Source organism: Streptomyces sp. NPDC051051 (assembly GCF_040682975.1).
Taxonomy (GTDB): Bacteria; Actinomycetota; Actinomycetes; order Streptomycetales; family Streptomycetaceae; genus Streptomyces.
This window is the reverse complement of sequence record NZ_JBFBCB010000049.1, coordinates 22,099-46,433: the sequence shown is the minus strand read 5'-3', so window position 1 is coordinate 46,433 and position 24,335 is coordinate 22,099. Positions and strand designations below refer to the sequence as shown.

The 24,335-nt window shown below is 71.8% G+C and carries 18 protein-coding genes and 1 pseudogene; 9 read left to right on the top strand and 10 right to left on the bottom strand.

What is annotated here, in order from left to right; all coding sequences use genetic code 11:
* The first annotated feature begins 37 nt into the window (after positions 1-37).
* Positions 38-793: a glycerophosphodiester phosphodiesterase family protein gene (locus tag AB0N31_RS29440; RefSeq protein ID WP_366061480.1), complete on the top strand. Its 756-nt coding sequence runs from the start codon at positions 38-40 to the stop codon at positions 791-793.
* 67 nt (positions 794-860) lie between these two features.
* Here AB0N31_RS29440 and AB0N31_RS29435 read toward each other — a convergent pair whose 3' ends face one another.
* The 4 genes from AB0N31_RS29435 to AB0N31_RS29420 form a co-directional block, all read right to left on the bottom strand.
* Complete coding sequence (locus AB0N31_RS29435; RefSeq protein ID WP_366061479.1) at positions 861-1,349, bottom strand: molecular chaperone TorD family protein; 489 nt, start codon at positions 1,347-1,349, stop codon at positions 861-863.
* A 279-nt stretch (positions 1,350-1,628) separates the two neighbouring features.
* The gene (locus tag AB0N31_RS29430; RefSeq protein ID WP_366061478.1) at positions 1,629-2,447 is read right to left on the bottom strand and encodes an SAM-dependent methyltransferase; all 819 of its coding nucleotides are present in this window, start codon (positions 2,445-2,447) and stop codon (positions 1,629-1,631) included.
* A gap of 67 nt (positions 2,448-2,514) precedes the next feature.
* Entirely contained in the window at positions 2,515-3,378 is an 864-nt protein-coding gene (locus AB0N31_RS29425; protein WP_366061477.1) for a helix-turn-helix transcriptional regulator, read from the bottom strand.
* Positions 3,379-3,477: 99 nt separating this feature from the next.
* Positions 3,478-4,305 carry a helix-turn-helix transcriptional regulator gene (locus AB0N31_RS29420; RefSeq protein WP_366061476.1) on the bottom strand — a complete coding sequence of 276 codons (828 nt, stop codon included), beginning with the start codon at positions 4,303-4,305 and terminating at the stop codon, positions 3,478-3,480.
* A 207-nt stretch (positions 4,306-4,512) separates the two neighbouring features.
* On the opposite strand from AB0N31_RS29420, the gene AB0N31_RS29415 reads away from it, so the two are divergent.
* The 3 genes from AB0N31_RS29415 to AB0N31_RS29405 all read left to right on the top strand — a co-directional run bounded on the left by AB0N31_RS29415 (position 4,513) and on the right by AB0N31_RS29405 (position 7,844).
* Positions 4,513-4,818, top strand: a complete 306-nt coding sequence (locus tag AB0N31_RS29415; protein ID WP_366061475.1) for a 4a-hydroxytetrahydrobiopterin dehydratase — start codon at positions 4,513-4,515, stop codon at positions 4,816-4,818.
* A 28-nt stretch (positions 4,819-4,846) separates the two neighbouring features.
* Positions 4,847-5,602: a class I SAM-dependent methyltransferase gene (locus AB0N31_RS29410; protein ID WP_366061474.1), complete on the top strand. Its 756-nt coding sequence runs from the start codon at positions 4,847-4,849 to the stop codon at positions 5,600-5,602.
* A gap of 367 nt (positions 5,603-5,969) precedes the next feature.
* Positions 5,970-7,844 carry a rhamnogalacturonan lyase gene (locus AB0N31_RS29405; RefSeq protein ID WP_366061494.1) on the top strand — a complete coding sequence of 625 codons (1,875 nt, stop codon included), beginning with the start codon at positions 5,970-5,972 and terminating at the stop codon, positions 7,842-7,844.
* 81 nt (positions 7,845-7,925) lie between these two features.
* On the opposite strand, the gene AB0N31_RS29400 is transcribed toward AB0N31_RS29405, so the two are convergent.
* On the bottom strand, positions 7,926-10,592 hold the full coding sequence (locus AB0N31_RS29400; protein WP_366061473.1) for a cellulose binding domain-containing protein: 2,667 nt from the start codon (positions 10,590-10,592) through the stop codon (positions 7,926-7,928).
* Between the two features lie 153 nt (positions 10,593-10,745).
* Positions 10,746-13,661 carry a glycoside hydrolase family 48 protein gene (locus AB0N31_RS29395; protein WP_366061472.1) on the bottom strand — a complete coding sequence of 972 codons (2,916 nt, stop codon included), beginning with the start codon at positions 13,659-13,661 and terminating at the stop codon, positions 10,746-10,748.
* Between the two features lie 345 nt (positions 13,662-14,006).
* Here AB0N31_RS29395 and AB0N31_RS29390 point away from each other — a divergent pair, with 345 nt between their 5' ends.
* The 4 genes and pseudogenes from AB0N31_RS29390 (at position 14,007) to AB0N31_RS29375 (ending at position 18,078) form a co-directional block, all read left to right on the top strand.
* Positions 14,007-14,303 (top strand): hypothetical protein, encoded by a 297-nt coding sequence (locus AB0N31_RS29390; protein WP_366061471.1) that lies wholly within the window; start codon positions 14,007-14,009, stop codon positions 14,301-14,303.
* 89 nt (positions 14,304-14,392) lie between these two features.
* The gene (locus AB0N31_RS29385) at positions 14,393-16,126 is read left to right on the top strand and encodes a glycoside hydrolase family 6 protein (protein WP_366061470.1); all 1,734 of its coding nucleotides are present in this window, start codon (positions 14,393-14,395) and stop codon (positions 16,124-16,126) included.
* Positions 16,127-16,333: 207 nt separating this feature from the next.
* Complete coding sequence (locus tag AB0N31_RS29380) at positions 16,334-17,245, top strand: methyltransferase (RefSeq protein WP_366061469.1); 912 nt, start codon at positions 16,334-16,336, stop codon at positions 17,243-17,245.
* Between the two features lie 93 nt (positions 17,246-17,338).
* Positions 17,339-18,078: pseudogene (locus AB0N31_RS29375) on the top strand (SDR family NAD(P)-dependent oxidoreductase).
* A 73-nt stretch (positions 18,079-18,151) separates the two neighbouring features.
* Here AB0N31_RS29375 and AB0N31_RS29370 read toward each other — a convergent pair.
* The 3 genes from AB0N31_RS29370 to AB0N31_RS29360 all read right to left on the bottom strand — a co-directional run bounded on the left by AB0N31_RS29370 (position 18,152) and on the right by AB0N31_RS29360 (position 22,221).
* The gene (locus AB0N31_RS29370) at positions 18,152-18,988 is read right to left on the bottom strand and encodes an aldo/keto reductase (protein ID WP_366061468.1); all 837 of its coding nucleotides are present in this window, start codon (positions 18,986-18,988) and stop codon (positions 18,152-18,154) included.
* Between the two features lie 98 nt (positions 18,989-19,086).
* Positions 19,087-20,913 (bottom strand): AMP-dependent synthetase/ligase, encoded by a 1,827-nt coding sequence (locus AB0N31_RS29365; RefSeq protein WP_366061467.1) that lies wholly within the window; start codon positions 20,911-20,913, stop codon positions 19,087-19,089.
* 402 nt (positions 20,914-21,315) lie between these two features.
* Positions 21,316-22,221, bottom strand: coding sequence for a LysR substrate-binding domain-containing protein (locus AB0N31_RS29360; protein WP_366061466.1), 906 nt, complete (start codon positions 22,219-22,221; stop codon positions 21,316-21,318).
* A gap of 171 nt (positions 22,222-22,392) precedes the next feature.
* Here AB0N31_RS29360 and AB0N31_RS29355 point away from each other — a divergent pair, with 171 nt between their 5' ends.
* Complete coding sequence (locus tag AB0N31_RS29355) at positions 22,393-23,442, top strand: bile acid:sodium symporter family protein (protein ID WP_366061493.1); 1,050 nt, start codon at positions 22,393-22,395, stop codon at positions 23,440-23,442.
* Positions 23,443-23,483: 41 nt separating this feature from the next.
* On the opposite strand, the gene fdhD is transcribed toward AB0N31_RS29355, so the two are convergent.
* Complete coding sequence (gene fdhD / locus AB0N31_RS29350) at positions 23,484-24,332, bottom strand: formate dehydrogenase accessory sulfurtransferase FdhD (RefSeq protein WP_366061465.1); 849 nt, start codon at positions 24,330-24,332, stop codon at positions 23,484-23,486.
* Positions 24,333-24,335: the final 3 nt, after the last annotated feature.

Below are 24,335 nucleotides of genomic sequence, written 5' to 3'. Positions count from 1 at the left end.
GCACCCGCCGCGTTCGCCGTGTCCGTGAGGAGGAGGCATGACGCGACCCGCCGTCTCCGCCCACCGCGGCGGCAGCGAGCACCGTACGGCCGCCACCCTCGAGGCCTACGAGGACGCGCTCTCCTCGGGCGCCGAGTACGCGGAGTTCGACGTCCGGCGCACCGCCGACGGCGTGTTCGTCGTCCACCACGACCCGCGCGCCGCAGGCACCGGGCCCCCGCTGTCCCGCCTCACCTACGCCGAGCTGTGCGCGCGCACCGGACACGCCGTTCCCCTCGTCGAGGAGGTCATGGCACTGGTCGCGGGCAGGCTGATCGGACATCTGGACCTGAAGGAGGCGGGCCACGAGCGGGAGTTGATCGACCTCGCCGTGACACTGCTCGGCCGGGACGGGTTCGTCGCCACGACGCTGGAGGACCGTTCCGTCGCCGCGATCACCCGCGGCTTTCCCGGTGTGCGCACCGCCCTGTCGCTGGGACGGGACCGCCGGGAGGTCGCGACGGTCCGGCTGGCCGGGACCCGCGCGAGCGAACTGTTCCCGACCCGGCGCCTGCGGGCCTGCGGAGCCCACGGCGTCGCCGTCCACCAGCGGCTGGCCCGCGCCACCGTACTGCGCGGGGCCGCCCGGCGGGGCCTGTTCACCCTGGTGTGGACGGTCAACGACGACGCCGGACTGCGGACCTTCCTCGCCGACCCCCGGGTGGACGTGCTGGTCACCGACCGGCCGTGGCACGCGGTGCGGCTGCGCGGCGAACCACGCCGTGATCTTCCGGCGGCCGGCCCGCCCCGGTGAACCCGCGACGGCCGGCCGCGCCCACCGGGCGCCGCCCGTCGTCCGTCGCCCGGATGCAGTCATCCGCCTACGGTCTGCTGTGTGCGGTCGGCAGTGTGGCGCATACGGCGCTCAGGACCGACGCATACGGTGTGCCGAAGCCGGTGAGCCGGGAGCGCAGCCGCTCCAGACCGGCGCGGTGCCCGGTGAGCAGGCCGGTGTCGCCGGTGCGGGCGGCGAACTCCAGGACCGCCGGCAGGAAGTCGGGCGGCTCCTCGCCGGTGAACTCCAGCCCGTGCCGCCGGTAGGAGTCCTCGAAGCGGGCCGGGGAGACGCCGCCGCACGGGTCGCTCTCGTCGTGCCACCGGCTCAGACGCAGGCTGTGCCGGTCCTCGGAGTCGAAGACCCGCACGTAGTGCCCGGCCAGCTCCGCCCGTGGCGTGACGGCCGCGTGGTCGGTGAACTCCCGCAGGGGCGGGGCCGCTTCGCGCAGCAGGGGCAGCCTCGCGTACAGATCGTGGTCGGGGTACGTCAGGCAGAGCGCGGCCGCCTGGTACAGCACGGCGTCCGAGGGCATCACGCCTCCTGCACGGGGCGCACGCGCGGCGCGGCCGGGGTCGAGGCCGGGGCCGGCACCGCGCCCGGCTGTTCGGGGTGCCGCGGTCCGGCGGGCCGCGAGTCGGTGGTTCGGGGTCCGGTGGGCGGTCTCCGCGTGTCGGTCACAGGGCGCTCCCTCTGCTCTCCCCTGTCCCGAACCTAGGGGCGGGCGCGGGAGCGCACCCGTTCACGGCGCCCGTACGGGTCACCCGCGTCGGCGTCCGGGACTGCGTACCCCGGCGGCCGGCGCCCGGTGGCCTCAGGGCTTGCGGGCCACCCCCGCGTACACCGGCACGATCCCGTCCGCCTGCAGGGCGACGTCCTCGGGGTCGGGCCGCCAGCCGGAGACCGGGATCACGCCCGGACCCAGCAGTTCCAGGCCCTCGAAGAAGCGGGAGAACTCCGTCAGCGAGCGGGGGTGGAAGGGGGTGCCGCTGCGCCGGAAATGGTTCGCGGCGTTCTCGATCGCCTCCGGGTTCAGGTCGGGGGTGACCTGGGAGAGGATCAGGTGGCTGCCGGGTGCGAGCGCGTCGACGTACCGCTTCAGCAGCCCGTACACGTCGTCGCCCGCCGGGTCCTCGCCCAGGTAGTGGGTCAGCGCGACCAGGGACAGCGACACCGGCCGCTCGAGGTCCAGGAAGCCGGCCGCCCGGTGCAGCAGGGTGTCGACGTCACGGACGTCGGCGTGCACGTACCCGGTGGCGCCCTCGGCCGAACCGTGCAGCAGCGCCTGGGCGTGCCGCAGCACGATCGGGTCGTTGTCGGCGTAGACGACCCTCGACTCGGGGGCGACACTCTGTGCCACCTGGTGCAGATTGGGCTCGGTGGGGATGCCCGTGCCGATGTCCAGGAACTGGCGGACGCCGCTCTCGGCGACCGTGCGCACGGCCCGCTGCATGAACCGGCGGTTGGCGCGCGCCCCGCGTAACACCGTGCCGTCCACGGCGAGGATCCTGCGGGCCAGTTCCTCGTCCACGGGGTAGTTGTCCTTGCCGCCCAGCCACCAGTCGTACACCCGGGCCGGATGCGGCCTGCTGGTGTCGATGCGGACGGTGGCCTCGGGCTCGGGTCCGGTCATGCGCGGTCTTCTCCTGGTGACTGGTGACTGGTGGGTGGCGCCTGGCGAGGGGAACGAGCGGGAAGGGTCAGAACTCGCCGCGGACCTCACGCAGCAGTTTCCTCGTGTGCTGCGCCGACGCGGCGTGCGTCGTCATGTGGTCGAGGACCTCCAGGTGCGCGGAGACCTCCCTGCGCGAGTCCAGGTACAGCGCGCCGGACAGGTACTCGGTGACGACCATGTCGGGCAGTTCGGGTTCGGCGAACCGGAACAGCGAGAACGGCGCGGACGTCCCCGAGTGCGGGCCGCTCGCGAACTCCGCGACCTGCAGGGTGATCCGGTCGCGCTCCGCCAGCTCCAGCAGCTTGTCGACCTGCTCGTACATGACGTCGGCGTCGACGCTGACCGGCCGGCGCAGTACCGTTTCGTCCATCACGACCCACAGATGGGGCGGCTGGGGTCCTTCGAGCAGCCGCTGCCGGGCCAGGCGCAGCGACACGTGCCGCTCGATGGCCTCCGGACTGGTCCGGCCGACGGTCCCGGCCTCCAGCACGGCTCGCGCGTACCGCTCCGTCTGCAACAGGCCCGGCACGAAGTGGGGTTCGTAGGAGCGGATGAGGCGGGCCGAGCCCTCCAGGCTGACGTACAGGCTGAACCATTCCGGCAGGACGTCGTGGAACCGCTGCCACCAGCCGGGCCGGTTCGCCTCCTCGGCGAGCGTGACGAAGGTGCCGGTCTCCGCCTCGTCCACCCCGTAGGTCTCCAACAGCACCTGTACGTAAGGGATCTTCAGGGAGACTTCGGCCGTCTCCATGCGCCGCACGGTCGCGGGGGCCACCCGCAGTGCGCGGGCCGCCTCCTCACGGCTGAGGCCCGCCGCCTCGCGCAACTCCTGCAGCCGTCTGCCGAGTACCACCTGGCCCACGGTGGGCGCCGGCCGCCTTTCACTCACGCCACGTCTCCCCTACGTGTCGAAGCACGCCGGTCAGTGTGTCATGTTCCGGCTGCGCTCCGACAGGGACGACGGGATCACCTCGCATCCGACGTCCGCTCAGTCCACCAGCGAGTGAAGGTACTTGACGGTCGCCGGGTCGGCCGGGAGCAGCGTCTCGATGGCCAGCTCGGCGACCGTCACGTCCATCGGCGTGTTGAACGTGGAGATCGACGAGATGAACGACAGCGTCCGGCCCTCGTGCTCGATCAGCATCGGCAGCGCGAAGTACGGCACCGCCTCGACGGGTTCGGTCTCCGGCGTGGTCCGCGGGACCGGATAGGCGGCGACCTCCTCGTACAGCGTCCGCAACGGCGCGGAGCGGTGCAGGGCGATCTGCCGTTCCATCTGGGCCAGCAGGTGCCCGCGCCACTCGGGCAGGTTGCGGATGCGCGGCGCGAGGCCCTCCGGGTGCAGCGTCAGCCGCATGGCGTTGAGCGGCGGCGCGAGCAGCGACTCCGGGAGGTCCGCCAGCAGCATGGTGATGCCGCGGTTGGCGGCCAGCACGTTGTACGTCGCGTCCACCACCAGCGCCGGATACGGCTCGTAACCCTGGATCAGGCGCTCCATGCCGGCCCGCACCGCGTCCAGCGCCGGATCGTCCAGCGGGGTCTCGCGGTAGCGGGGGGCGTAACCCGCCGCCACGAGAAGGGAGTTGCGCTCGCGCACGGGCACGTCCAGGTGCTCGGCCAGCCGCAGCACCATCTCCTCGCTCGGCCGGGACCGGCCCGTCTCCACGAAGCTGATGTGCCGGGCCGAGGAATCCGCGCGCAGCGCCAGTTCCAGCTGGCTGACCTTGCGCCGCTCCCGCCAGGCCCGCAGCAGGGGGCCGACGCCCCGGTCGGCGGAGGCGGCGGAGCCCGTGGTGCCGGTCGCGAGAAGGGTCATACGGACGACCGTAGCGGAGAGCCGGCCGGTCGACGGTGCCGCGCGGGCCGTGGTGGCCGGAGACCGGGACTCCGCGGACCCCGCGCGCGCCGGGCCCGAGGGCGGCCGGCCCGAACCGGTGGGAACCCTTCCGGCCGGGGCCGACACGGCCGTCCTGTGCCAGGCTGGACGGGTACCCGACGCCCACCCCAGGGAAGGGAGCCAGTCATGGCCGTCGCACCGCTGTCGCAGAAGGAGATCGACGACCGGCTCGCGGAGCTGTCCGGCTGGTCCCACGAAGCGGGCCGGCTCACCCGCTCCTACGAGCTGGCCTCCCATTTCGCCGCGACCGCGATGGTCGTCCACGTGGCCCAGGTCCAGGAGGAGCTGAACCACCACTCCGAGCTGACCCTCGGCTACCGCACGGTGTCCCTCGCGGTGAACACCCACAGCGCGGGCGGCGCCGTCACCGACCTCGACTTCGAGCTGGCCCGCCGGGTGCGGGACCTGGCCCCGGCGCACGGCGCGCACTGAGACGCGCGGCGGACGGGACGGGCCCCACGTGCTGGACTACGACGAGGAAGCCGCACGCTACGACGCCTCACGCGGTGGTGAACCCCGGGCGGCAGCCGCCGCGGAAGCCGTCCTGGCCCTGCTGCCGGACGGGACGCGCGGCCTGCTCGACGTCGCCTGCGGCACCGGCATCGTCACGCGCAGGCTCGCCGGACGCGACGGCCTGCGGGTGACCGGCGTCGACCTCGCCGCGGCGATGGTCCGCCAGGCCGCCGTACGTCTGCCGGGTGCCGTCGTGCGCGCCGACAGCCGCCGACTGCCCTTCCGCAGCGGGGAGTTCGACGCCGTCAGTAGTGTGTGGCTGCTGCACCTCGCGCCGACCGACGCGGACGCGCGGGCGATCGTCACCGAGTGCGCGCGGGTGCTGCGGCCCGGCGGCGTGTACGTCACCACCGTCGACAAGGCCGCCTCGCACAACGTGGGCAGCGACATCGACGCCGTCCTCGCCTCCCGCCCGCCCCGCGCGGCCCGCGACGAGGCGTCGCTCGTCGACTCGTACGCCGTCGACCGCGGCCTCGTCCCCGCGGGCCGGGGCCGCTTCCCCGGCAGGGGTCAGGGCCGCAGCCCGCGCCGCACCGTCGCCGACCTGCGGCGCGGCTGGTTCGTCACCCTCCCGCCGGGCGAGCCGATCACGGAGACCTTCGCCGCGCGCCTGGCCGCGCTGCCCGACCAGGACCGGCCCCGCCCCGACCCCTGGTTCACGCTGAAGGCGTACCGCAAGCCGGTGACGCCGGCGGACGCGTGAAGCCCGTGCTCCAGTGGGTCACCCGGGCGTCCCCGCCGTCGGCCGGGAGCGCCCGCTCCCGGCGGGGCGCCGAGGCCGGCGGCCGGACCGGGGCCACCGTTCCCGTCCGGTCCGCGGCGCGCGCCCACGACGAGTCCGTCCGGCCCGGCGCGGACACGGAGGTGTTCGGGCCGCCCCGGGCCGCGGGGCGCGCCCCGCCCGGACCGTGACCGCGCCGGCCGAGCGCTGCGGCGACCGTCCCGAAGAACCGCCCGACGACCCCGGCAACCCCCGGCCCGTCGGCGGCGACTGGGAGAGCGGAACCCGTCCGCCCTCCCGGGAGGTACCCCTCGTGCAGCACCCGCACCCGCCCGCGCAACAGCCTCCTCTGCGTCCCCCCACCCACCGCAGGCGGCGCAGGACCGCCGTCCTCGCCGCGGCGATCGCCGTGACCGCGCTCGTCGGCGCCGGACTCACCACGCTCACCCAGGGCAGCGCCGAAGCGGCCACCGCCCGCCAGGTCGAGAAACTCGACCGGGGCGTCGTCAGCGTGCACACCGACAGCGGCAACCTGGTCAGCTGGCGCTGGCTCGGCACCGACCCGGGCGACGTCTCCTTCAACGTCTACCGGGCCGGCACGAAGGTCAACGCGACCCCGGTCACCGGCTCCACGAACTTCTTCCACTCCGGCGCCCCGGCCCAGGCCGACTACACGGTCCGCGCGGTCGTCGGCGGCGTCGAACAGGCCGACTCCGTCCACGCCGTCCAACTCCGCACCGGCTACAAGGACGTGCCGATCACCCCGCCCGCCGGCGGCACCACCCCCGACGGGGTGGCCTACACCTACGAGGCCAACGACGCCTCCGTCGGCGACCTCGACGGTGACGGCGCCCTGGAGTTCGTCCTCAAGTGGTACCCGACCAACGCCAAGGACAACTCGCAGTCCGGCTACACCGGCAACACGATCATCGACGCCGTCGAGCTCGACGGCACCCGCCTGTGGCGCGTCGACCTGGGCCGCAACATCCGCTCCGGCGCCCATTACACGCAGTTCCAGGTGTACGACTACGACGGCGACGGCAAGGCCGAGGTCGCCATGAAGACCGCCGACGGCACCAAGGACGGCACCGGCGCGGTCATCGGCAGCGCCGGCGCCGACCACCGCAACTCCAGCGGGTACGTGCTGTCCGGCCCCGAGTTCCTCACCATGTTCAACGGGCAGACCGGTAAGGCCATGGGCACGGTCGACTACGTGCCCGCCCGCGGCACCGTCTCCTCCTGGGGCGACTCCTACGGCAACCGCGTCGACCGCTTCCTCGCCGGCACGGCCTACCTGGACGGCACCCGCCCCTCGCTCGTCATGGCCCGCGGCTACTACACCCGTACCGTGATCGCGGCCTGGGACTGGCGGGGCGGCGCCTTCACCCGCCGCTGGACCTTCGACACCAGCTCCTCCACCAACTCCGGCAAGGGCTACGACGGTCAGGGCAACCACGCCCTGTCGGTCGCCGACGTCGACGCCGACGGCAAGGACGAGATCGTCTACGGCGCGATGACCGTCGACGACAACGGCAGCGGCCTGTGGACGACCAAGCTCGGCCACGGCGACGCGGCCCACCTCGGCGACCTCGTGCCGTCCCGGCCCGGACCGGAGTACTTCAAGGTCTCCGAGGACACCGGCAAGCCGGGCTCCTGGATGGCGGACGCCCGCACCGGCCAGATCCTCTGGCAGACGGCCTCCGGCGCGGACAACGGCCGCGGGGTCGCCGCCGACATCTACGCCGGCAGCGCGGGCGCCGAGGCCTGGTCCGCCTCCGACACCACCCTGCGCTCGGCGACCGGTGCCTCCCTCGGCCGCGAGCCGTCCAGCATCAACTTCGTCACCTGGTGGGACGGCGACCCCGTCCGCGAACTCCTCGACGGCACCCGCATCGACAAGTACGGCACCTCCGGCGACACCCGCCTGCTGACCGCCTCCGGCGTCCACTCCAACAACGGCACCAAGTCCACCCCGTCCCTGTCCGGGGACATCCTCGGCGACTGGCGCGAGGAGGTCGTCTGGCCGACCTCCGACAACACGGCCCTGCGCATCTACTCCACCCCGGTGGAGACCGGCACGAAGATCACCACCCTGCTGCACGACACCCAGTACCGCACAGCCCTGGCCTGGCAGAACACCGCCTACAACCAGCCGCCGCACCCGAGCTTCTTCATCGGCGACGGGATGGCGACGGCACCCCGGCCCACGGTCTACACGCCCTGACCGGTCCGGCGCGAAGGGCGCGTGCCGCTCGCGGCACGCGCCCCACCGGTTCAGTGACCGCTCGGCCCACCTCGGTGCGCCTCAGTTCACCGCGCAGGTCTGCTCGCCCAGCTTGAAGGCGGCCGGTTTCGCGTTCGTGCCCGACCAGCTGCCCGTGAAGCCGAAGCCCACCGAGGAGCCCGCCGCCACGGTGCCGTTCCAGCCGACGTTCTTCGCGGTCACCGACGCACCCGACTGGGTGTACTCGGCGTTCCACAGCTGGGAGACCGTCTGACCGCCGGTGAAGGCCCAGTTCAGGGACCACCCCGACCAGGCGCTCGTCCCCGTGTTGGCGAGCTTCACGTCCGCCTGGAAGCCCCCGGACCACTGGTTGGTGACGGTGTACGTCACCGCGCAGGCGCCCGTCGGGGACGGCGTCGGGTCCGTGCCGCCGCCCCCGTCGCCCCCGCCCCCGGGGTCGGAGGTGTCGCCGTAGATCACACCCCGGCCGTTCGTCGAGACGTAGACGCGGCCGTAGACCCGCGGGTCACCCGTGATCGCGGCGCCCGTCCAACCCCACTGGTGGGCGTCGTCGTTGATCCGCGTCCAGCTCGCGCCCTTGTCCGTGGAGCGGAAGATGCCGCGCACGCCGGCGATCTTCGCGCTGGTGTACAGCGTCTGGTACGAGGCGCCCGCGGCGGCCTTGCCGAAGCCGATCGTGTCGGCCTGTTCGACGCCGGACAGCTTGGTGAAGCTCGCACCGCCGTCCGTCGAGTGCCACAGCCCGTACGCCCCGTCGCTCGCCCCGCCGGCCAGCCAGATGTCGCCCTTCGTACCGGGAACCGCCTGGAACCGCACGCTGTCCCCGCTGGGCAGACCGGTCGCCGGGGACGCGGTGAAGGTCGCACCCCCGTCCGAACTGACGTAGAACCTGCCCGACTTGAAACCGTAGAACGTCCTGGCGTCGACGCGGTCGGACTCCACGACGGCGCCGGCCGGGATGCCGCTCGACGCCGACCAGGAGGTGCCGAAGCCCGTCGTGTGGTGCACGCCGGCGCCCGCCGGGCTCCACACGAAGCGGCTGCCGTCCGCCGCCGCGGCCACCGTCCCGCCGCCGCTCACCCCCGAGGGGTCGGTGCCCGCGAACCAGTTGGCGCCGTTGTCCGTCGAGAACGCCACGTGCGGGCCCGAGTCGAGATCGCCGGTCCGCACGACCGTGTTCGGGTCGGTCGCGGCGAAGTCCAGGCTCGTGGTGGTGGTGAAGTTCGGCGAGGTGAACATCATCGACGGGACCTTGCTCAGGTCGGTGTGCCGGAAGCCGCCGATGTCGCCGAGGGCGCTGAGCAGCGGGGCGCCGGCCGGGGGAGAGGCGAGGTCGTTGACCGCGGTCTCCTCCAGCCCCTGCACCATGGGCTTGATGGTGAACGTGCCGCCGGAGTCCCAGGCGGTGAGGTTCTCCGTGCCGTAGACCGTCGCGCCCGTGCCGTACATCATCCGGTCCGAGTCGAAGGGGTCGATCTCCAGCGACTCCGTCATCCAGCCCAGCTTCGGGGTCTGCTCGGGCGGTGACGGGTTGGCTCCCCAGGTCAGCCAGGGGGAGGAGGAGACGTCCATGGTGTACCGGTTCCGGCGGTCGGGGTACGACGTGTAGTCCCACGCCTTCGTCCAGGTGCCGCCGCTGTCGGTGGAGCGGAAGATCTGGGTGTCCGGCCACCAGGAGCTGTAGGCGGTCGCCATCACCGTGCCGGGGCGCTGCCGGTCGACCGTCAGCCCGCTGAAGCCGTAGTAGGTGTCGGCCTCGGCGACCGGGCTGATGTCGGTCCAGGTCCCGGTCGCCGTCGTGTACCGGTACAGCCGGCCCTTGCCGCCGTCGTACGGGCCCCCCTTGTCGCTGTACGCGAGGTACAACTGACCGTCGACGGTGTCCAGTACACCCTTGTGGGCCAGGTATCCCGTCGGCTGTCCGGCCAGCCGCGACCAGGTGGCGCCCGCGTCCGTCGAGCGGTACACCGCGTTGTCCGTGTCCGCGACACCGACGTAGATCGTCTTCGTGGCGGTGCCCGACGTCCCGGTCGACTCGTCGAAGGTGACCCAGACGATGCCCTGGTTGTCGGAGGCGTAGCCGCTCGTGTCGCTCGGATCCTGTACGTAGTTCCCGACGTTGGGGAAGTTCGTCACCTGCGACCAGGTGACGCCCGAGTCCGTCGACCGCCACAGCCCCTTGCCGCTCGGCGCGCCCAGGTAGAGCACGCTGTTGCGGTTCGGGTCGACGGCGAGGCGTTCGCCCATGCCCCGGCCGGGCATGTTGCCGCCGAGCTTGAACGGCAGGTCCGTCCGCTGCCAGCTCGCGCCCCGGTCCGCCGAGCGCATCACCGCCCCGTTGCCCGGGTCCCAGCTGTTGGTGTACGTGCCGACGGCCGCGTACACCCGGTTCGGGTCGACGGAGTCGGAGGCCAGGCTCACCACGCCCGTGTGCCCCCACTTCTCCCAGCCGACCGAGTCCAGCAGCGGCGTCCAGGTCCTGCTGCTCTGCTGCCAGCGGTAGGCCCCGCCGATGTCGGTGCGGGCGTAGGCGAGGTTCTTCTCCTTGCGGTTGAAGACGATGCCCGGGACGAAACCGCCGCCGTCGATCCGGGCGTTCTTCCAGGTGTACGACTCCGCCGCCAGGGGCGCCGGCGGAGCGCTGTCGGCGGCGACCGCGGGCGGGGTGCCGGCGAGCAGACCGGCCGCGAGTGCCAGCGCGGCCGTGAGGACACGGGTTCTTCGCACAGTGGGGTCCTTCCTCGAGAAGCCATGTCAAGGAATGTGCGGGGATGTGTGTGGGGGAGGAGGAGGGGGAGGCCGGATGCGACGACCGGGCGGTCCCCTTCCCCTGTGCGGGTGGGGACCGCCCGGCGCGGTACGCGGAGCCTTAGCGGGGGCTTATTCGAGAAGCTCCGCGTACGAGCCCATGGCCATGGCGATGTCCGCCTGGGCCCAGAACCGGTGGTACGTGAACACGGGCGCGGCTCCGCCCGCGAGGTAGCTCTGGATCTTCGACCAGGACGGGTCGTTCTTGTAGAAGGACCTGATCGAGTCGAAGGTCGAGGAGGCGCTGATCGCGTCGCCGTTCGGCATGGTGCCGGTCCAGCCGCTCGGGACGTACACGGCGTCGTCGAAGCGGTTGTAGTCGGTGCGGGTCTCGGGGACCGCGATGCCGAGGGCGTCCTGGTTGTTGTTCCACATGCCGTCCAGGAGGGCCTTGGCGGTCGCCTTCGCCTCCGTGTCACCGGACTTGGCGGCGTAGTACGTCAGGGTCCTGGCGTACGCGGCGGCCACGCCGACGTCGTTGGTGTAGTCGGCGACGGTGACGTGGAGTCCCGTGTTGGCACCGGGGCTCGCGGCGTTCCAGGTGTCGGGCTGGCCCGACCACTGGAGGGTGGAGGGGATCAGGAACGTGCCGTCCGGGTTGACCGTGGTCTTGGACAGGGCCCAGTCGACCCACTTGTCCAGAACGGCCTTGGCCTTGGCGTCCCCCGTCTGCTGGTAGTACTCGGCGACCCGCTCCATCGACCACGCCTGGAAGCCGAACCACTGGTTGGACGGCGGGTCGTGGTAGACGGGCTGCTCGTCGTAGTACATGCCGTAGAAGGTCGACTTCCCTGCCGGGGGAGTCGCGTAGCGGCCCGCCCAGCTGTTGGTCGCACCGCCCGCGATGGCGCCTTCGCTGGACTGGAGCCACCGGTAGAACTCCAGTTGCCGGGTCAGCGACTTGGCCCAGTCCGCCTGTCCCGTGGCCGACTTGGGCTTGAGGTCGGCGTAGCTGCTGAGCGCGTAGGCGGCCAGGGGGTTCTGGTAGCCGCCGTGCGCGTGGCTGGAACCGATGCGCCAGGCCCAGCCGGCGCTGGTGTCGGTGGCGCCGCCCCACGCGTAGTACCAGGACAGCAGGTAGTGCGAGGCGTCCTTGCCGGTGCCCGCCGGGCAGGCGGACGGCCCCACGCAGTTGCCGACCTTCTTGAAGTACTTGTCGTACATCGCGTACCGCAGGTAGTCGCCCATCTTCGCCGCCTTGGCGACGGTGGCCGAGACCTGGCTGCCCTTGCCCTGCTGCTCCGCCCAGACGTCCGCCCAGTAGGCGGCCTGCACGGCGCGCGCGTCGGCGTCGGGGGCGTTGGTGAACTTCCACTGCTTGGCGTAGGAGGAGTCACCGGTGAACAGGTCCAGGTAGCCGTTCTTGCCGCCGTACTTGAAGGCGTCGCAGGTCGGCTGCGGCACCGTCTCCCACACCGACTCCTGCGCGCCGCGCTGGAAGGTGTTGATGTACGACGGGCCGGTGTCGGCCGGACCGGCCTCGCACTTGCCGGGGGAGTTGCCGTAGCCGTAGACGTTGTCGACGTCCTGGAGCCAGTGCATGGCGTAGACGTCGTCCGTGCCGTACGCGCTCTTCAGTTCACCGGCGATCGGGTCCGGCCCCACCGACACCGCGCCGTCCAGCTTCGCCGGGTACTCGTCGGGCGTGTCCAGTTCCGGCGCGTACGTCGCCGGCTTGGACGCGTTGTAGAAGGAGTTCGTCGGCTGGTCGGCGTGGGTGGGGATCATGTACTTCTCCATGATCTCCCAGGCGCCGTTGAACTTGGTCCAGTCGCCCGTGACCTTGCCGTACATCGCCTGCAGCCAGAGCAGGTAGCTGTACGCCTCCGACGTCGTCTCGTGCCCGTGGTCCGGGGCCTCGACGATCAGCGTCTCCACCGAGTGGTACGGGATCCCCTCGGGGGAGAAGTAGCCGTTCGCCGGGTTGGTGATCTTCCCGTACAGCTCCAGGAAGCGCGCGTCGTACGCCTTGGACGCGGCGATCTGGGTGACCGTGACCGAGGCCTTCGCGTGCCCGTTCGCCGTCGACTCGAAGGTCGCCGCGCCCGTGCCGGAGCTGTCGCCCGTGACGGTCACCTTCTGGGCGGTGTTCCAGTTCGACGGGGTGAAGGTCAGGCTCGCGCCACCGGTCACCGTGAGTCCCGTGTTGCCGCTCGTCCGGGCGGTCGTCACGGTCACGTTGGCCGACGGCTGGGTGGAGAGCCGCAGCTCGTACGTCCCCGTCTTGCCCTGCTGGACGGCGAGCTGGGTCGTGGAGGCCACCACGGCCGGTCCCGAGGCGACCGTGATACCGACCGGCGTGGACGACGCGGAGGCCCCCAGGCTGTCGTAGGCCTTCGCCACCAGTGAATGACTGCCCACGGTCAAACCAGAGGCGGCCAGCGAGTACGGCGCGCTGGTGTCCGTGCCGAGCAGGGTCGTGTCGTCGTAGAACTCGACCTTGCTGACGGTCGCGCCGTCCGCGGCGGCCGCGGTGGCCGCGAGCGGCACCGCGTCACCCTGGGTGTAGACCGCGCCCGCGGCCGGGCTGGTCAGCACGGTGATCGGCGGCTGGTGGGCGCCGGTGCACGGGGTGCCGTTGACCGAGAAGGTCGTGGGAGCGGCGTTGCCGCCGCTGTAGGTGAACTGCGCCCCGGTGCCGACCGCCGCGCCGGCGGCGATCGTCCCGTTGTAGGAGGCGTTGGTCACCGTGATCTGCTTGCCCGACTGCGACCAGCTGCCGTTCCAGCCGTTGGTCAGCTTCTGGTCGCCGGTGTAGGCGTACGACAGGGTCCAGCCGTTGATCGGGTCCGTACCGCGGTTGGTGAGGGTGAGATCCGCGGTGAAGCCGGATCCCCAGTCGTTCGTCTTGTAGTCGACGCTGCACTGAAGTGCCGCGGCCTGGGCCGGAGTCGTGTTGGTGCCCAGCATGGCCAGGGGGAGCGCGAGGGCCGCCACGACGGCGGTCCACAGTCGCCGCGCCGTGCGGCGTCTGCGTGAGGGATCCATGGTGCCGGTTCCTCCTTGCGGCTCGGAGAAGTGGGGAGGAGCAACAAGCCTTGAACCAGTGGGAGCGCTCCCATAGTGAGGATGCGGGTGGGGGCGGTCAAGGTGCTTGAAGAGTCGAAAATGTTCGACACGTGAGGTTGAGAGAAAGTCAGCAACCCTCTGTTCTTTGCCGACACTTGGCGCTAGCTTCGTTGGCACCAGTGGGAGCGGTTCCATCAGTCGACGCGTCCGTACCGACGTGCCCGAGCTGTGAGGACTCGCTCATGCGACACCCCCCGCGTTCAGTACTTTTAGCCGTCGCCGGCACGGTCGTCCTCGCCCCGGGCGCCACACTGCCGGTCGTGTGTGCAGGATCCGGTCGACGCCGTACGGTCGACCGGCGCCGACCACGCGATCCTCGCCGGCGGGGCCGCCTGCTCCGACGACCTCGGCCGGTGGCTGACGTACGGGCCGGCCGACCCCACGGGCGACCTCGCCGCCCGGCATGTGCACACCTTCGACTCCCGCGCCGACGAGGGCCGCTGGAACTCCCCACGCGCCCCCGCCGCCGACCGGGCTCCGTCGGTCCGTCCCCGACCTCGCACCACGACGGGACACCCACCGCGTACGGCGTCGGGCTGCGTGATCACCTGCGCGCCCTGAACGGCTGACCCCGGTACCACCCCACGACCACGACCCCTAGGGAAAAGCGCGTCACCCCACACTCGCGACCGAGAAGGAATCCCGCACTCATGAGCCGTAGCAGAACTGCGATACTCGCCGCGCTGGCGCTGGTCGCCGGTGCCTCCGGGACGGCGCTCGCCGTCGTCCCCGGTGACGCCGGCATCGCCGCCGTGCCGTGCACCGTGGACTACAAGGTGCAGAACGACTGGGGCACCGGCTTCACCGCCAACGTGACCGTCACCAACAACTCCGCCGCCAAGTCGAGTTGGGCCGTGAAGTGGTCGTACGCCGGGAACCAGAAGGTCACCAACGCCTGGAGCGCGAAGCTCACCCAGTCCGGTACGGCCGTCACCGCCGCCAACGAGAGCTACAACGGCACGCTGGCGACGGGTGCTTCCACCAGCTTCGGGTTCCAGGGCACCTACAGCGGCAGTAACGCGCTCCCGACGACGTTCACCCTCGACGGCGTCACCTGCAACGTCGACGGCGGCGGCCCCACCGACCCCGGCCCCACGGACCCCGGTCCGACGGACCCCGGCACCCCCGGCACCAGGGTCGACAACCCCTACGCCGGCGCCAAGGTGTACGTGAACCCCGAGTGGTCGGCGAAGGCCGCGGCCGAACCGGGCGGCAGCCGTATCTCCAACCAGCCCACCGGCGTCTGGCTCGACCGCATCGCCGCGATCAACGGCGCCAACGGCACCATGGGCCTGCGCGCCCACCTCGACGAGGCGCTGAAGCAGAAGGGCTCCGGCGAACTCGTCGTCCAGCTCGTCATCTACAACCTGCCCGGACGCGACTGCGCCGCCCTCGCCTCCAACGGCGAGCTGGGCCCGACGGAGATCGACAAGTACAAGACGCAGTACATCGACCCGATCAAGGCCATCCTCGCCGACTCCAAGTACGCCGGGCTGCGCATCGTCACCACCATCGAGATCGACTCGCTGCCCAACCTCGTCACCAACACCGGCAGCCGGGCCACGGCCACCCCGCAGTGCGACGTGATGAAGGCCAACGGCAACTACCAGAAGGGCGTCGGCTACGCCCTGAACAAGCTCGGTGACGTGCCCAACGTCTACAACTACATCGACGCCGGACACCACGGCTGGATCGGCTGGGACGACAACTTCGCCCCCACCGCGGCCCTGATGAAGGAGGCGGCGACCACCGAGGGCGCCACCGTCAACGACGTCCACGGCTTCATCACCAACACGGCGAACTACAGCGCCCTGAAGGAGAACAACTTCACCATCAACGACAACGTGGCCGGCAAGTCGGTCCGCGAGTCGAAGTGGGTCGACTGGAACCGCTACGTCGACGAGCTGTCCTTCGCCCAGGCCTTCCGCAACCAGCTGGTCACCACCGGCTTCAACTCCACCATCGGCATGCTGATCGACACCTCCCGCAACGGCTGGGGCGGCACCGCCCGGCCCGCCGGACCGGGCGCCACGACCAGCGTGGACACCTACGTCGACGGCGGCCGCTACGACCGCCGCCTCAACACCGGCAACTGGTGCAACCAGGCCGGTGCCGGCCTCGGCGAACGCCCGCAGGCCGCCCCGGCGGCCGGGATCGACGCCTACGTCTGGATGAAGCCGCCGGGCGAGTCCGACGGCTCCAGCAGCGCCATCCCGAACGACGAGGGCAAGGGTTTCGACCGGATGTGCGACCCGACGTACACGGGCAACCCGCGCAACAACAACAACATGTCGGGCGCCCTGGCGAACGCGCCGGTCTCCGGGCACTGGTTCTCCGCCCAGTTCCAGCAGCTGATGCAGAACGCCTACCCGCCGCTGCCGTAACCGCGTGACCCGTCGGGGGCGCACCACCCGGCCCCCGGCGCGGTACCGGCCGCTCCCGTCCACCGGGAGCGGCCGGTCGGCGTTCCCCGGGACTCAGCGTTCCCCGGGAAAACGGTTGCCGGTTTTTTGCCGTCCCGGCAACAGAGATGGCCTCCGGCCGGTGCGTCGACGCATGCTGTCGGCACCACGGACGAGAGGCTGACCATCATGGCGCACGAACAGCACGAACAGCACCAGCACGACGGCTCAGGACACGGGCACGGGCACGGGCACGGCACCGAGATCGACTGGGCCGAGATGGCCCCGCATCTGGAGGCCCAGGCCGAGCTGTTCACGCCCCTGTACGAGAAGGCCCTGTCCTGGCTCGGGAAAGAGGTGACCGAACCGGGGTTGATCGTCGACGCGGGCAGCGGCCCCGGCGTGGTGTCCTGTCTCTTCGCCGAGATGTTCCCCGGCGCACGGGTCATGGCCGTCGACGGCTCCGGACCCCTCCTCGAGCGGGCGCAGGCACGGGCCGGCCGACTCGGACACGCCGACCGCTTCGGCACGCTGACCGGTGAACTGCCTGAAGTTCTCGATCAGTTGGACTACCCCGCCGACCTGATCTGGGCCGGCCGCAGCCTGCACCACCTGGGCGACCAGCGCGCCGCCCTCGCCGCGTTCGCCGAGCGGCTGGCGCCCGGCGGCACGTTGGCCGTCATGGAGGGCGGTCTGCCGAGCCGGTTCCTGCCGCGCGACCTCGGATTCGGCCGCCCCGGCCTGGAGGCACGGCTCGACGCGCTGGAGGCCGAGTGGTTCGCCCGGATGCGCGCCGACCTGCCCGGAGCCGTCGAGGAGACCGAGGACTGGGCCGCGCTGCTGAGCGCCGCGGGCCTGAAGCACACCCGCACCCGCAGCTTCCTGCTCGACCTGCCGGCCCCGGCCTCCGACCGGGCCCGCGCCTACATCGCCACCTCTCTGGGCCGGCTCCGGGACGTCTTCGGCGACACGCTCGACGCGGACGACCGGGCCGTGCTCGACCGGCTCCTCGACCCGCAGGACCCGGCGGGCGTGCACCATCGGCCGGACGTGTTCGTGCTGGCCGCCCACTCGGTGCACGCCGCGGTCAAGTCGGTCTAGCGAAAAGGGACTTGGCGGAAAGGGGCTTGACGTGGAGAGCACTTCAAGTGATGGACTCCGTGCCGTTCGCGCAACGCGCAGGGGGGACCCGCCATGAACAGCTCTCCGGACACGACGGCCGCACCCGTCGCCCTCGTCACCGGCGACGGCAGCGGCATCGGCGCCGCCGTCGCGCGGCGCCTGCTGGACACGGGGTGCCGGGTCACCGTCACGGGCCGCGGTGAGGAGAGGCTGCGCGCCTTCGCCGCGGAGCTGGGCGAGCCGGAAGGGCTGCTGACGGTCGTCGACAGCACGTCCGACTACGACCACGTACAGTCGGCGGTCGACCGTGCGCTCAAGGAGTTCGGTCGACTGGACACGGTCGTCGCCAACGCCGGCACGGCCACCCACGACTCCGTCGCCGACTGGACCGACATGGTCCTGACCAATGTGCCGGGTCCCGCCTTCCTCGTCCGCGCCTCCGTCGACGCGCTCAGGAAGACCCGCGGCCGTCGTGCTCATCGGCAGCGTCGTCGGCTTCGTGCCCACCCCGGGCAACCTCTACGGGGCGACGATGGGGGCACCGCCCGATCGAGCGGAGCCGAGAGTGGGGGAGGGCTGTCACCGGCCTCGCCGAGAACACCCGCCGGCAGGTCACCGAGTGGGGCGTCGGCGTCACCCCGGTCGCGCCGGGCCGGGTGGAGACCCCGTTCTGGGACAGCTACGGCAGCCTGCCGCCCGGGCACCTGCTGACCGCCGACCAGATCGCCGACTCCGTGGTGTGGGCGATCCGCCAGCCCGAGGGAGTCGACGTCAGCGCCGTCGTCGTACGCCCGCTCGGACAGCCCGACTGACGCGCCGGAGGGCGCCCCCCGACATCAGGGGCGCCCTCCGGTGCGTGCGGGCCGCGGGCCCGGCCGTGCGGGCTCAGCCGATGTCGAACGTGGCCGGGTCGGGACCGATGCGCCGGTCCTCGTTCAGCGCGCTGATCGCGGCCAGGTCCTCGGTGTCCAGGCTGAAGTCGAACACCTCGATGTTCTCCTTGATCCGCGACGGCGTCACGGACTTCGGGATCACGATGTTGCCGATCTGGAGGTGCCAGCGCAGCACGACCTGGGCCGGGGTGCGGTCGTGCTTGCGGGCGATGGCGACGATCGCCGGCACCTCCAGGAGGCCCTTGCCCTGGCCCAGCGGGGACCAGGCCTCGGTGGCGATGCCCTGCTCCGCGTGGAACTCGCGCGAGGCGTGCTGCTGGAGGTGCGGGTGCAGCTCGATCTGGTTGACCGCGGGGATGACCGAGGTCTCGGCGATCAGCCGATCCAGGTGCTCCGGCAGGAAGTTCGAGACGCCGATGGCCCGCGTGCGGCCGTCCGCGAGGAGCTTCTCGAACGCCTTGTAGGTGTCGACGTAGGAACCGCGGGCCGGCAGCGGCCAGTGGATCAGGTACAGGTCGACGTAGTCGAGGCCCAGCTTCTCCAGCGAGACGTCGAACGCGCGGAGTGTCGCGTCGTACCCCTGGTCGCTGTTCCAGAGCTTGGTGGTGACGAAGAGGTTCTCGCGGGCCACGCCCGAGGCGGCGAGCGCCTTGCCGGTGCCCTCCTCGTTGCCGTAGATCGCCGCTGTGTCGATGCTGCGGTACCCGGCCTCCAGCGCGGTGGCCACCGCCTGCTCGGCCTCGTCGTCCGGCACCTGCCAGACGCCGAAGCCCAGCTGGGGCATCTCGACGCCGTTGTTCAGGATGATCGGGGGGACCTTGCTGCTCACGAGCTCTTGATCCTTCGGTTGTCCGTCAAGTGGTACTCCCATGGTCAACGATCACGGGGCGTCATGCATTCCTGACCCCGGAATCCGTCGGCCGGGGGTCACGTCCGGTACAGCGCGTCGACCTCGTCGGCGTACGTGTTCTCGATCGCCCTGCGCTTCAGCTTCAGGGACGGGGTCAGCAGGCCGTGCTCCTCGGTGAACGGCTGGGCGAGGATGCGGAAGGTGCGGATCGACTCGGCCTGTGAGACCAGCGTGTTCGCCGTCACCACGGCCCGGCGCACCTCCGCCTCCAGGTCCGGGTCGCGCACCAGTTCGGCGGGTGCCGGCTGCGGTTTGCCGCGCATCTGGAGCCAGTGTTCGACGGCCTCCTGGTCGAGGGTGACCAGGGCGGCGACGAACGGCCGGTCGTTGCCGACGACGATGCACTGGTTCACCAGCGGGTGGTCACGCACACGTTCCTCCAGCAGGCGTGGTGAAACGCTTTTGCCGCCGGAGGTGACGAGGATCTCCTTCTTGCGGCCGGTGATGGTGAGGTAGCCGTCCTCGTCGAGGGAACCCAGGTCGCCGGTGGCGAGCCAGCCGTCGTGCAGGGCCTCGCCGGTGGCCTTGGGGTCGTTGAGGTAGCCCTGGAAGACGTTGTCGCCGCGCAGCCAGATCTCGCCGTCCTCCGCGATGTGCACGGTCGTGCCGGGGATGGCCTGGCCGACGGTGCCGTAGCGGGTGCGTCCGGGCGGGTTGGCGGTGGCGGCCGCGGTGGTCTCGGTCAGGCCGTAGCCCTCGTAGATCTCCACGCCCGCGCCGGCGAAGAACAGGCCGAGCCTGCGGTCCATCGCCGAGCCGCCGGACATGGCGTGCCGGACCCGGCCGCCCATGGCCGCGCGCACCTTGGAGTAGACGAGCTTGTCGAACAGCTGGTGCTGCACACGCAGGCCCGCCGAGGGGCCCGGTCCGATGCCCCACGCCTTCGCCTCGACGGCCTCCGCGTGGTTCACCGCCACCTCGACGGCCTTCTCGAACGCCCCGCCCCTGCCCTCCCGCTCGGCCTTGCGGCGCGCCGCGTCGAAGACCTTCTCGAAGATGTACGGCACGGCGAGGAAGAACGTCGGCCGGAACGCGGCCAGGTCGGGCAGCAGGGCGGAGGCCTGCAGCTGGGGCTGGTGGCCGAAGCGGACCCGGCCGCGGATCGCGGCGATCTGCACCATCCGGCCGAAGACGTGCGCGAGCGGCAGGAACAGCAGGGTCGCCGCCTCGTCGCCCTTCCGGGAGTGGAACACGGGCTCCCAGCGCTCGATGACGGTGTCCGCCTCGAACATGAAGTTGCCGTGCGAGATGACACAGCCCTTGGGGCGGCCGGTCGTCCCCGACGTGTAGATGACCGTCGCGGTCGACTCGGGGGTCACCGCCTCCCGGTGCCGGTGCACCACCTCGTCCTCGACGGACGCGCCGGCGTCGTACAGCTCCTGCACGCACCCGGCGTCGAGCTGCCACAGCCGGCGCAGGCGGGGGAGGCGGTCGATGACGGTGGCGACGGTCATCGCGTGGTCCTCGTGCTCGACGACCGCGGCGGTGACCTCGGAGTCGTACAGCATCCAGAAGCACTGCTCGGCCGAGGAGGTCGAGTAGACGGGGACGACCTGCGCGCCGATGGTCCACAGGGCGTAGTCGAAGAGGGTCCACTCGTAGCGGGTGCGGGACATGATCGCCACGCGGTCGCCGAACCGGACGCCCTCGGCGAGGAGCCCCTTGGCGAGGGCGAGGACCTCGTCGCGGAACTCGGCGGAGGTCACGTCCCGCCAGTCGCCCCGCTCGTCCTTGCGGCCCAGCGCCACGTGCCGCGGGTCGTCCTGGGCGTGCTCGAAGACGACGTCGGCCAGACCGCCCACCGGCGGTGCCGACGCCAACGGAGGGTTGGTGAACTCGCGCAAACCCCGCACCCCGCTTCCCATGGCCGCACAGCGCCGTGAAAGCTACCCCACGCCCGCGCGGCACGGGAGGGGGTCGGAAAGCGGGCGATGTCCTCGTCCGCGCTGGTCAGTGCGGGAAAATGGGCTCACATGCGGAAGGGTCGGACAGAAAACTGACGGAAGAGTAAGTTTCGGTCCCGTAATCTCCACCGAATCTGCCCGACCCGCTTACGGCGCCGGGACCCGGCGCGAGGAGCCGGCGGCCCGTCGGTGTCCTCCCTCCGAACAGCGCCGGAGCGGCCGATTCCGTTACGCCGATTCCATGACGACGACGCGCCCGCCGTCGGCACGGTCGGTCGTACCGGCGGGCACGGGCGCCGCTCGCGCGTCCGCTCGGCCAGGGCCGCTCGCGCGTCGGCTCGGCTAGGGTCGCCCCCGCGCCCGGTCCGCGTCCGCCGGACGGGGTCCGTGCCGGTGCAGGCGGTCGCCGCCCGCCAGGATCGCCGCCGCCAGGGCGTCCGCCGCCCCCTGCGCCGCCGTCCGCCGCCGCCCGTGCACCAGGACGAACTCCACCCGGCCCAGTTCGGGCAGGCCCGCCCGCTCCGGTACCCGTACCAGGCCCGGCGGGATCAGACCCCGCGAGTGCGCCATGACGCCCAGACCCGCCCGGGCCGCCGCGATGAGCCCGTTCAGGCTGCCGCTCGTGCACACGATCCGCCACGCCCGCCCCTGCCGCTCCAGCGCCTCCAGGGCCAGGGCACGGGTGATCCCCGGCGGCGGGAAGACGATCAGCGGCACCGGCCGGTCCGGGTGCAGCCGCAGCCGGTCCGCGCCGATCCACACCAGCTCGTCGTGCCGGACCAGTTCGCCGTGCGGATCCGCGGGGCGCCGCTTGGCCAGCACCAGGTCCAGCTTCCCGGCCGCGAGCTGCTCGTGCAGCGTGCCGGACAGCTCCACCGTCAGCTCCAGGTCGACCTCCGGGTGGTCGTGCCGGAAGCCCTCCAGGATCTCCGGCAACCGCGTCAGCACGAAGTCCTCGGACGCGCCGAAGCGCAGCCGGCCCCGCAGCCGCGTTCCCGTGAAGAACGCCGTCGCCTGCTCGTGCACCTCCAGGATCCGGCGCGCGAAACCCAGCATCGCCTCGCCGTCCTCGGTCAGCTCCACCGAGTGCGTGTCCCGGGTGAACAGCGTCCGCCCCGCGGCGTCCTCCAGGCGGCGCACGTGCTGGCTGACGGTCGACTGGCGCAGCCCCAGCCGCCGGGCGGCCTGCGTGAAACTCAGGGTCTGGGCGACCGCCAGGAAGGTGCGCAGCTGAGACGGCTCGTACACACCGGCCACCGTACCGGTCATCACGCTGCGCGATCACAGTGAGAACGGTGTACCGGATTCCCGATCACGGGGCCGGGGAGGACGATGGACGGGGGCTCTCCCGCCCCACGGCACCCACCCGTACGAACGAGCAAGTGGAGCACTGTGAAACGCCTGCGCCGGCCGAGCCGGATGCCGATCGACCCGTACATCCTGCTGCTGCTCGGGACGGTCGGCCTCGCGGCGCTCCTGCCGGCCCGCGGCGCCGCCGCCGACGTGGCCTCCGGCGCCTCCACGGCCGCGATCGCCTTCCTGTTCTTCCTGTACGGCGCCCGCCTGTCCACCCGGGAGGCGCTCGACGGACTCAAGCACTGGCGCCTGCACCTCACCGTCCTCGCCTGCACCTTCGTGGTCTTCCCGCTGCTCGGCACGGCCGCCAGAGGCCTCGTCCCGGTGCTCCTCACCGAACCCCTCTACCAAGGGCTGCTGTTCCTGACCCTGGTCCCGTCGACCGTCCAGTCCTCGATCGCCTTCACCTCGATAGCCCGCGGCAACGTGCCCGCCGCGATCTGCGCCGGCTCCTTCTCCTCCCTGGTCGGCATCGTCGTGACACCGCTGCTCGCGGCCGCCCTGCTCGGCGACAGCGGCGGCGGCTTCTCCGCGGACTCCCTCGTGAAGATCGTGCTGCAACTGCTCGTGCCCTTCGTGGCGGGGCAGGTGCTGCGCCGCTGGATCGGCGGGTTCGTCGCCCGGCACCGGAAGGTCCTCGGTTACGTCGACCGCGGCTCGATCCTCCTCGTCGTCTACACCGCGTTCAGCGAGGGCATGGTCCAGGGCATCTGGCACCGGGTCGGCCCGGCCCGGCTCGCCGCACTGCTGGCCGTCGAGGCCGTACTGCTCACCGTGATGCTCGCGCTGACCTGGTACGGCGCGAAGGCGCTGCGGTTCGGCCGCGCGGACCGGATCGCGATCCAGTTCGCCGGGTCCAAGAAGTCCCTGGCCTCCGGCCTGCCCATGGCGAGCGTCCTGTTCGGCGCGCACGCCTCCCTCGCCGTGCTGCCGCTGATGCTGTTCCACCAGATGCAGCTCATGGTCTGCGCGGTCATCGCCAAGCGCCGCTCGCACGACCCGGAGGCGCAGGCCGAGGCGAGCGCGGCGGCGGGGGCGGGGGCGGTCGACGCCGTGGCGGCGGCCCCGGCGTCACGCTCCTCGGCCACCGACCCGGGGACGGACCGGGGGTGAGGCGGGACACCGCGCGCCCGGCGTGATCCGAACGAAAGACCCTAGTCCCGCGCGGCCGCCGTCCGCAGGGAGATGCGGTCCTCGCCCGCGTACACGTTCATGGAACTGCCCCGCAGGAAGCCGACCAGCGTCAGTCCCGTCTCCGCCGCCAGGTCCACCGCGAGGGAGGACGGCGCCGACACCGCCGCGAGTACCGGGATGCCCGCCATCACGGCCTTCTGGGCCAGCTCGAACGAGGCCCGGCCCGACACGAGCAGGATCGCCCGGGACAACGGCAGGCTGCCGCTCTGGAGGGCGCGGCCGACCAGCTTGTCGACCGCGTTGTGCCGGCCGACGTCCTCGCGGACGTCCAGCAGCTCGCCGTCCTCGGAGAACAGGGCCGCCGCGTGCAGGCCGCCGGTGCTGTCGAAGACCCGCTGGGACGCGCGCAGCCGGTCGGGGAGGACGGCGAGGAGTTCCGGTGCGATGCGGAGCGGGGGAGTGTCGGCTACGGGCCAGCGGGTCGTCGTGCGCACCGCGTCCAGGCTGGCCTTGCCGCACAGGCCGCAGGACGAGGTCGTGTAGACGTTCCGTTCGAGGGTGATGTCGGGGACGGTGACGCCGGGTGCGGTCCGTACGTCGACGACGTTGTACGTGTTCGACCCGTCCGCGGTCGCCCCGGCGCAGTAGACGATGTTCTGCAGGTCGGATGCCTCCGCCAGGACGCCTTCGCTGACCAGGAACCCGGCGGCCAGGGCGAAGTCGTCGCCGGGCGTGCGCATGGTGATGGCGAGGGGTCTGCCGTTGAGGCGGATCTCCAGCGGCTCCTCCGCGACCAGTGTGTCCGGGCGGCTGGAGACCGCTCCGTCGCGGATGCGGAGCACCTTGCGTCGTTCGGTGACTCGTCCCATGTC

What these genes read in the sequence shown, in the direction of transcription:
- AB0N31_RS29420 (WP_366061476.1), bottom strand. Translation starts at nt 4,305, where the DNA reads ATGACCCTTCTCGCGACCGGCACCACGGGCTCCGCCGCCTCCGCCGAC.
- AB0N31_RS29415 (WP_366061475.1), top strand. Translation starts at nt 4,513, where the DNA reads ATGGCCGTCGCACCGCTGTCGCAGAAGGAGATCGACGACCGGCTCGCG.
- AB0N31_RS29355 (WP_366061493.1), top strand. Translation starts at nt 22,393, where the DNA reads ATGCCGATCGACCCGTACATCCTGCTGCTGCTCGGGACGGTCGGCCTC.
- AB0N31_RS29395 (WP_366061472.1), bottom strand. Translation starts at nt 13,661, where the DNA reads ATGGATCCCTCACGCAGACGCCGCACGGCGCGGCGACTGTGGACCGCC.
- fdhD (WP_366061465.1), bottom strand. Translation starts at nt 24,332, where the DNA reads ATGGGACGAGTCACCGAACGACGCAAGGTGCTCCGCATCCGCGACGGA.
- AB0N31_RS29435 (WP_366061479.1), bottom strand. Translation starts at nt 1,349, where the DNA reads ATGCCCTCGGACGCCGTGCTGTACCAGGCGGCCGCGCTCTGCCTGACG.
- AB0N31_RS29440 (WP_366061480.1), top strand. Translation starts at nt 38, where the DNA reads ATGACGCGACCCGCCGTCTCCGCCCACCGCGGCGGCAGCGAGCACCGT.
- AB0N31_RS29430 (WP_366061478.1), bottom strand. Translation starts at nt 2,447, where the DNA reads ATGACCGGACCCGAGCCCGAGGCCACCGTCCGCATCGACACCAGCAGG.
- AB0N31_RS29380 (WP_366061469.1), top strand. Translation starts at nt 16,334, where the DNA reads ATGGCGCACGAACAGCACGAACAGCACCAGCACGACGGCTCAGGACAC.
- AB0N31_RS29385 (WP_366061470.1), top strand. Translation starts at nt 14,393, where the DNA reads ATGAGCCGTAGCAGAACTGCGATACTCGCCGCGCTGGCGCTGGTCGCC.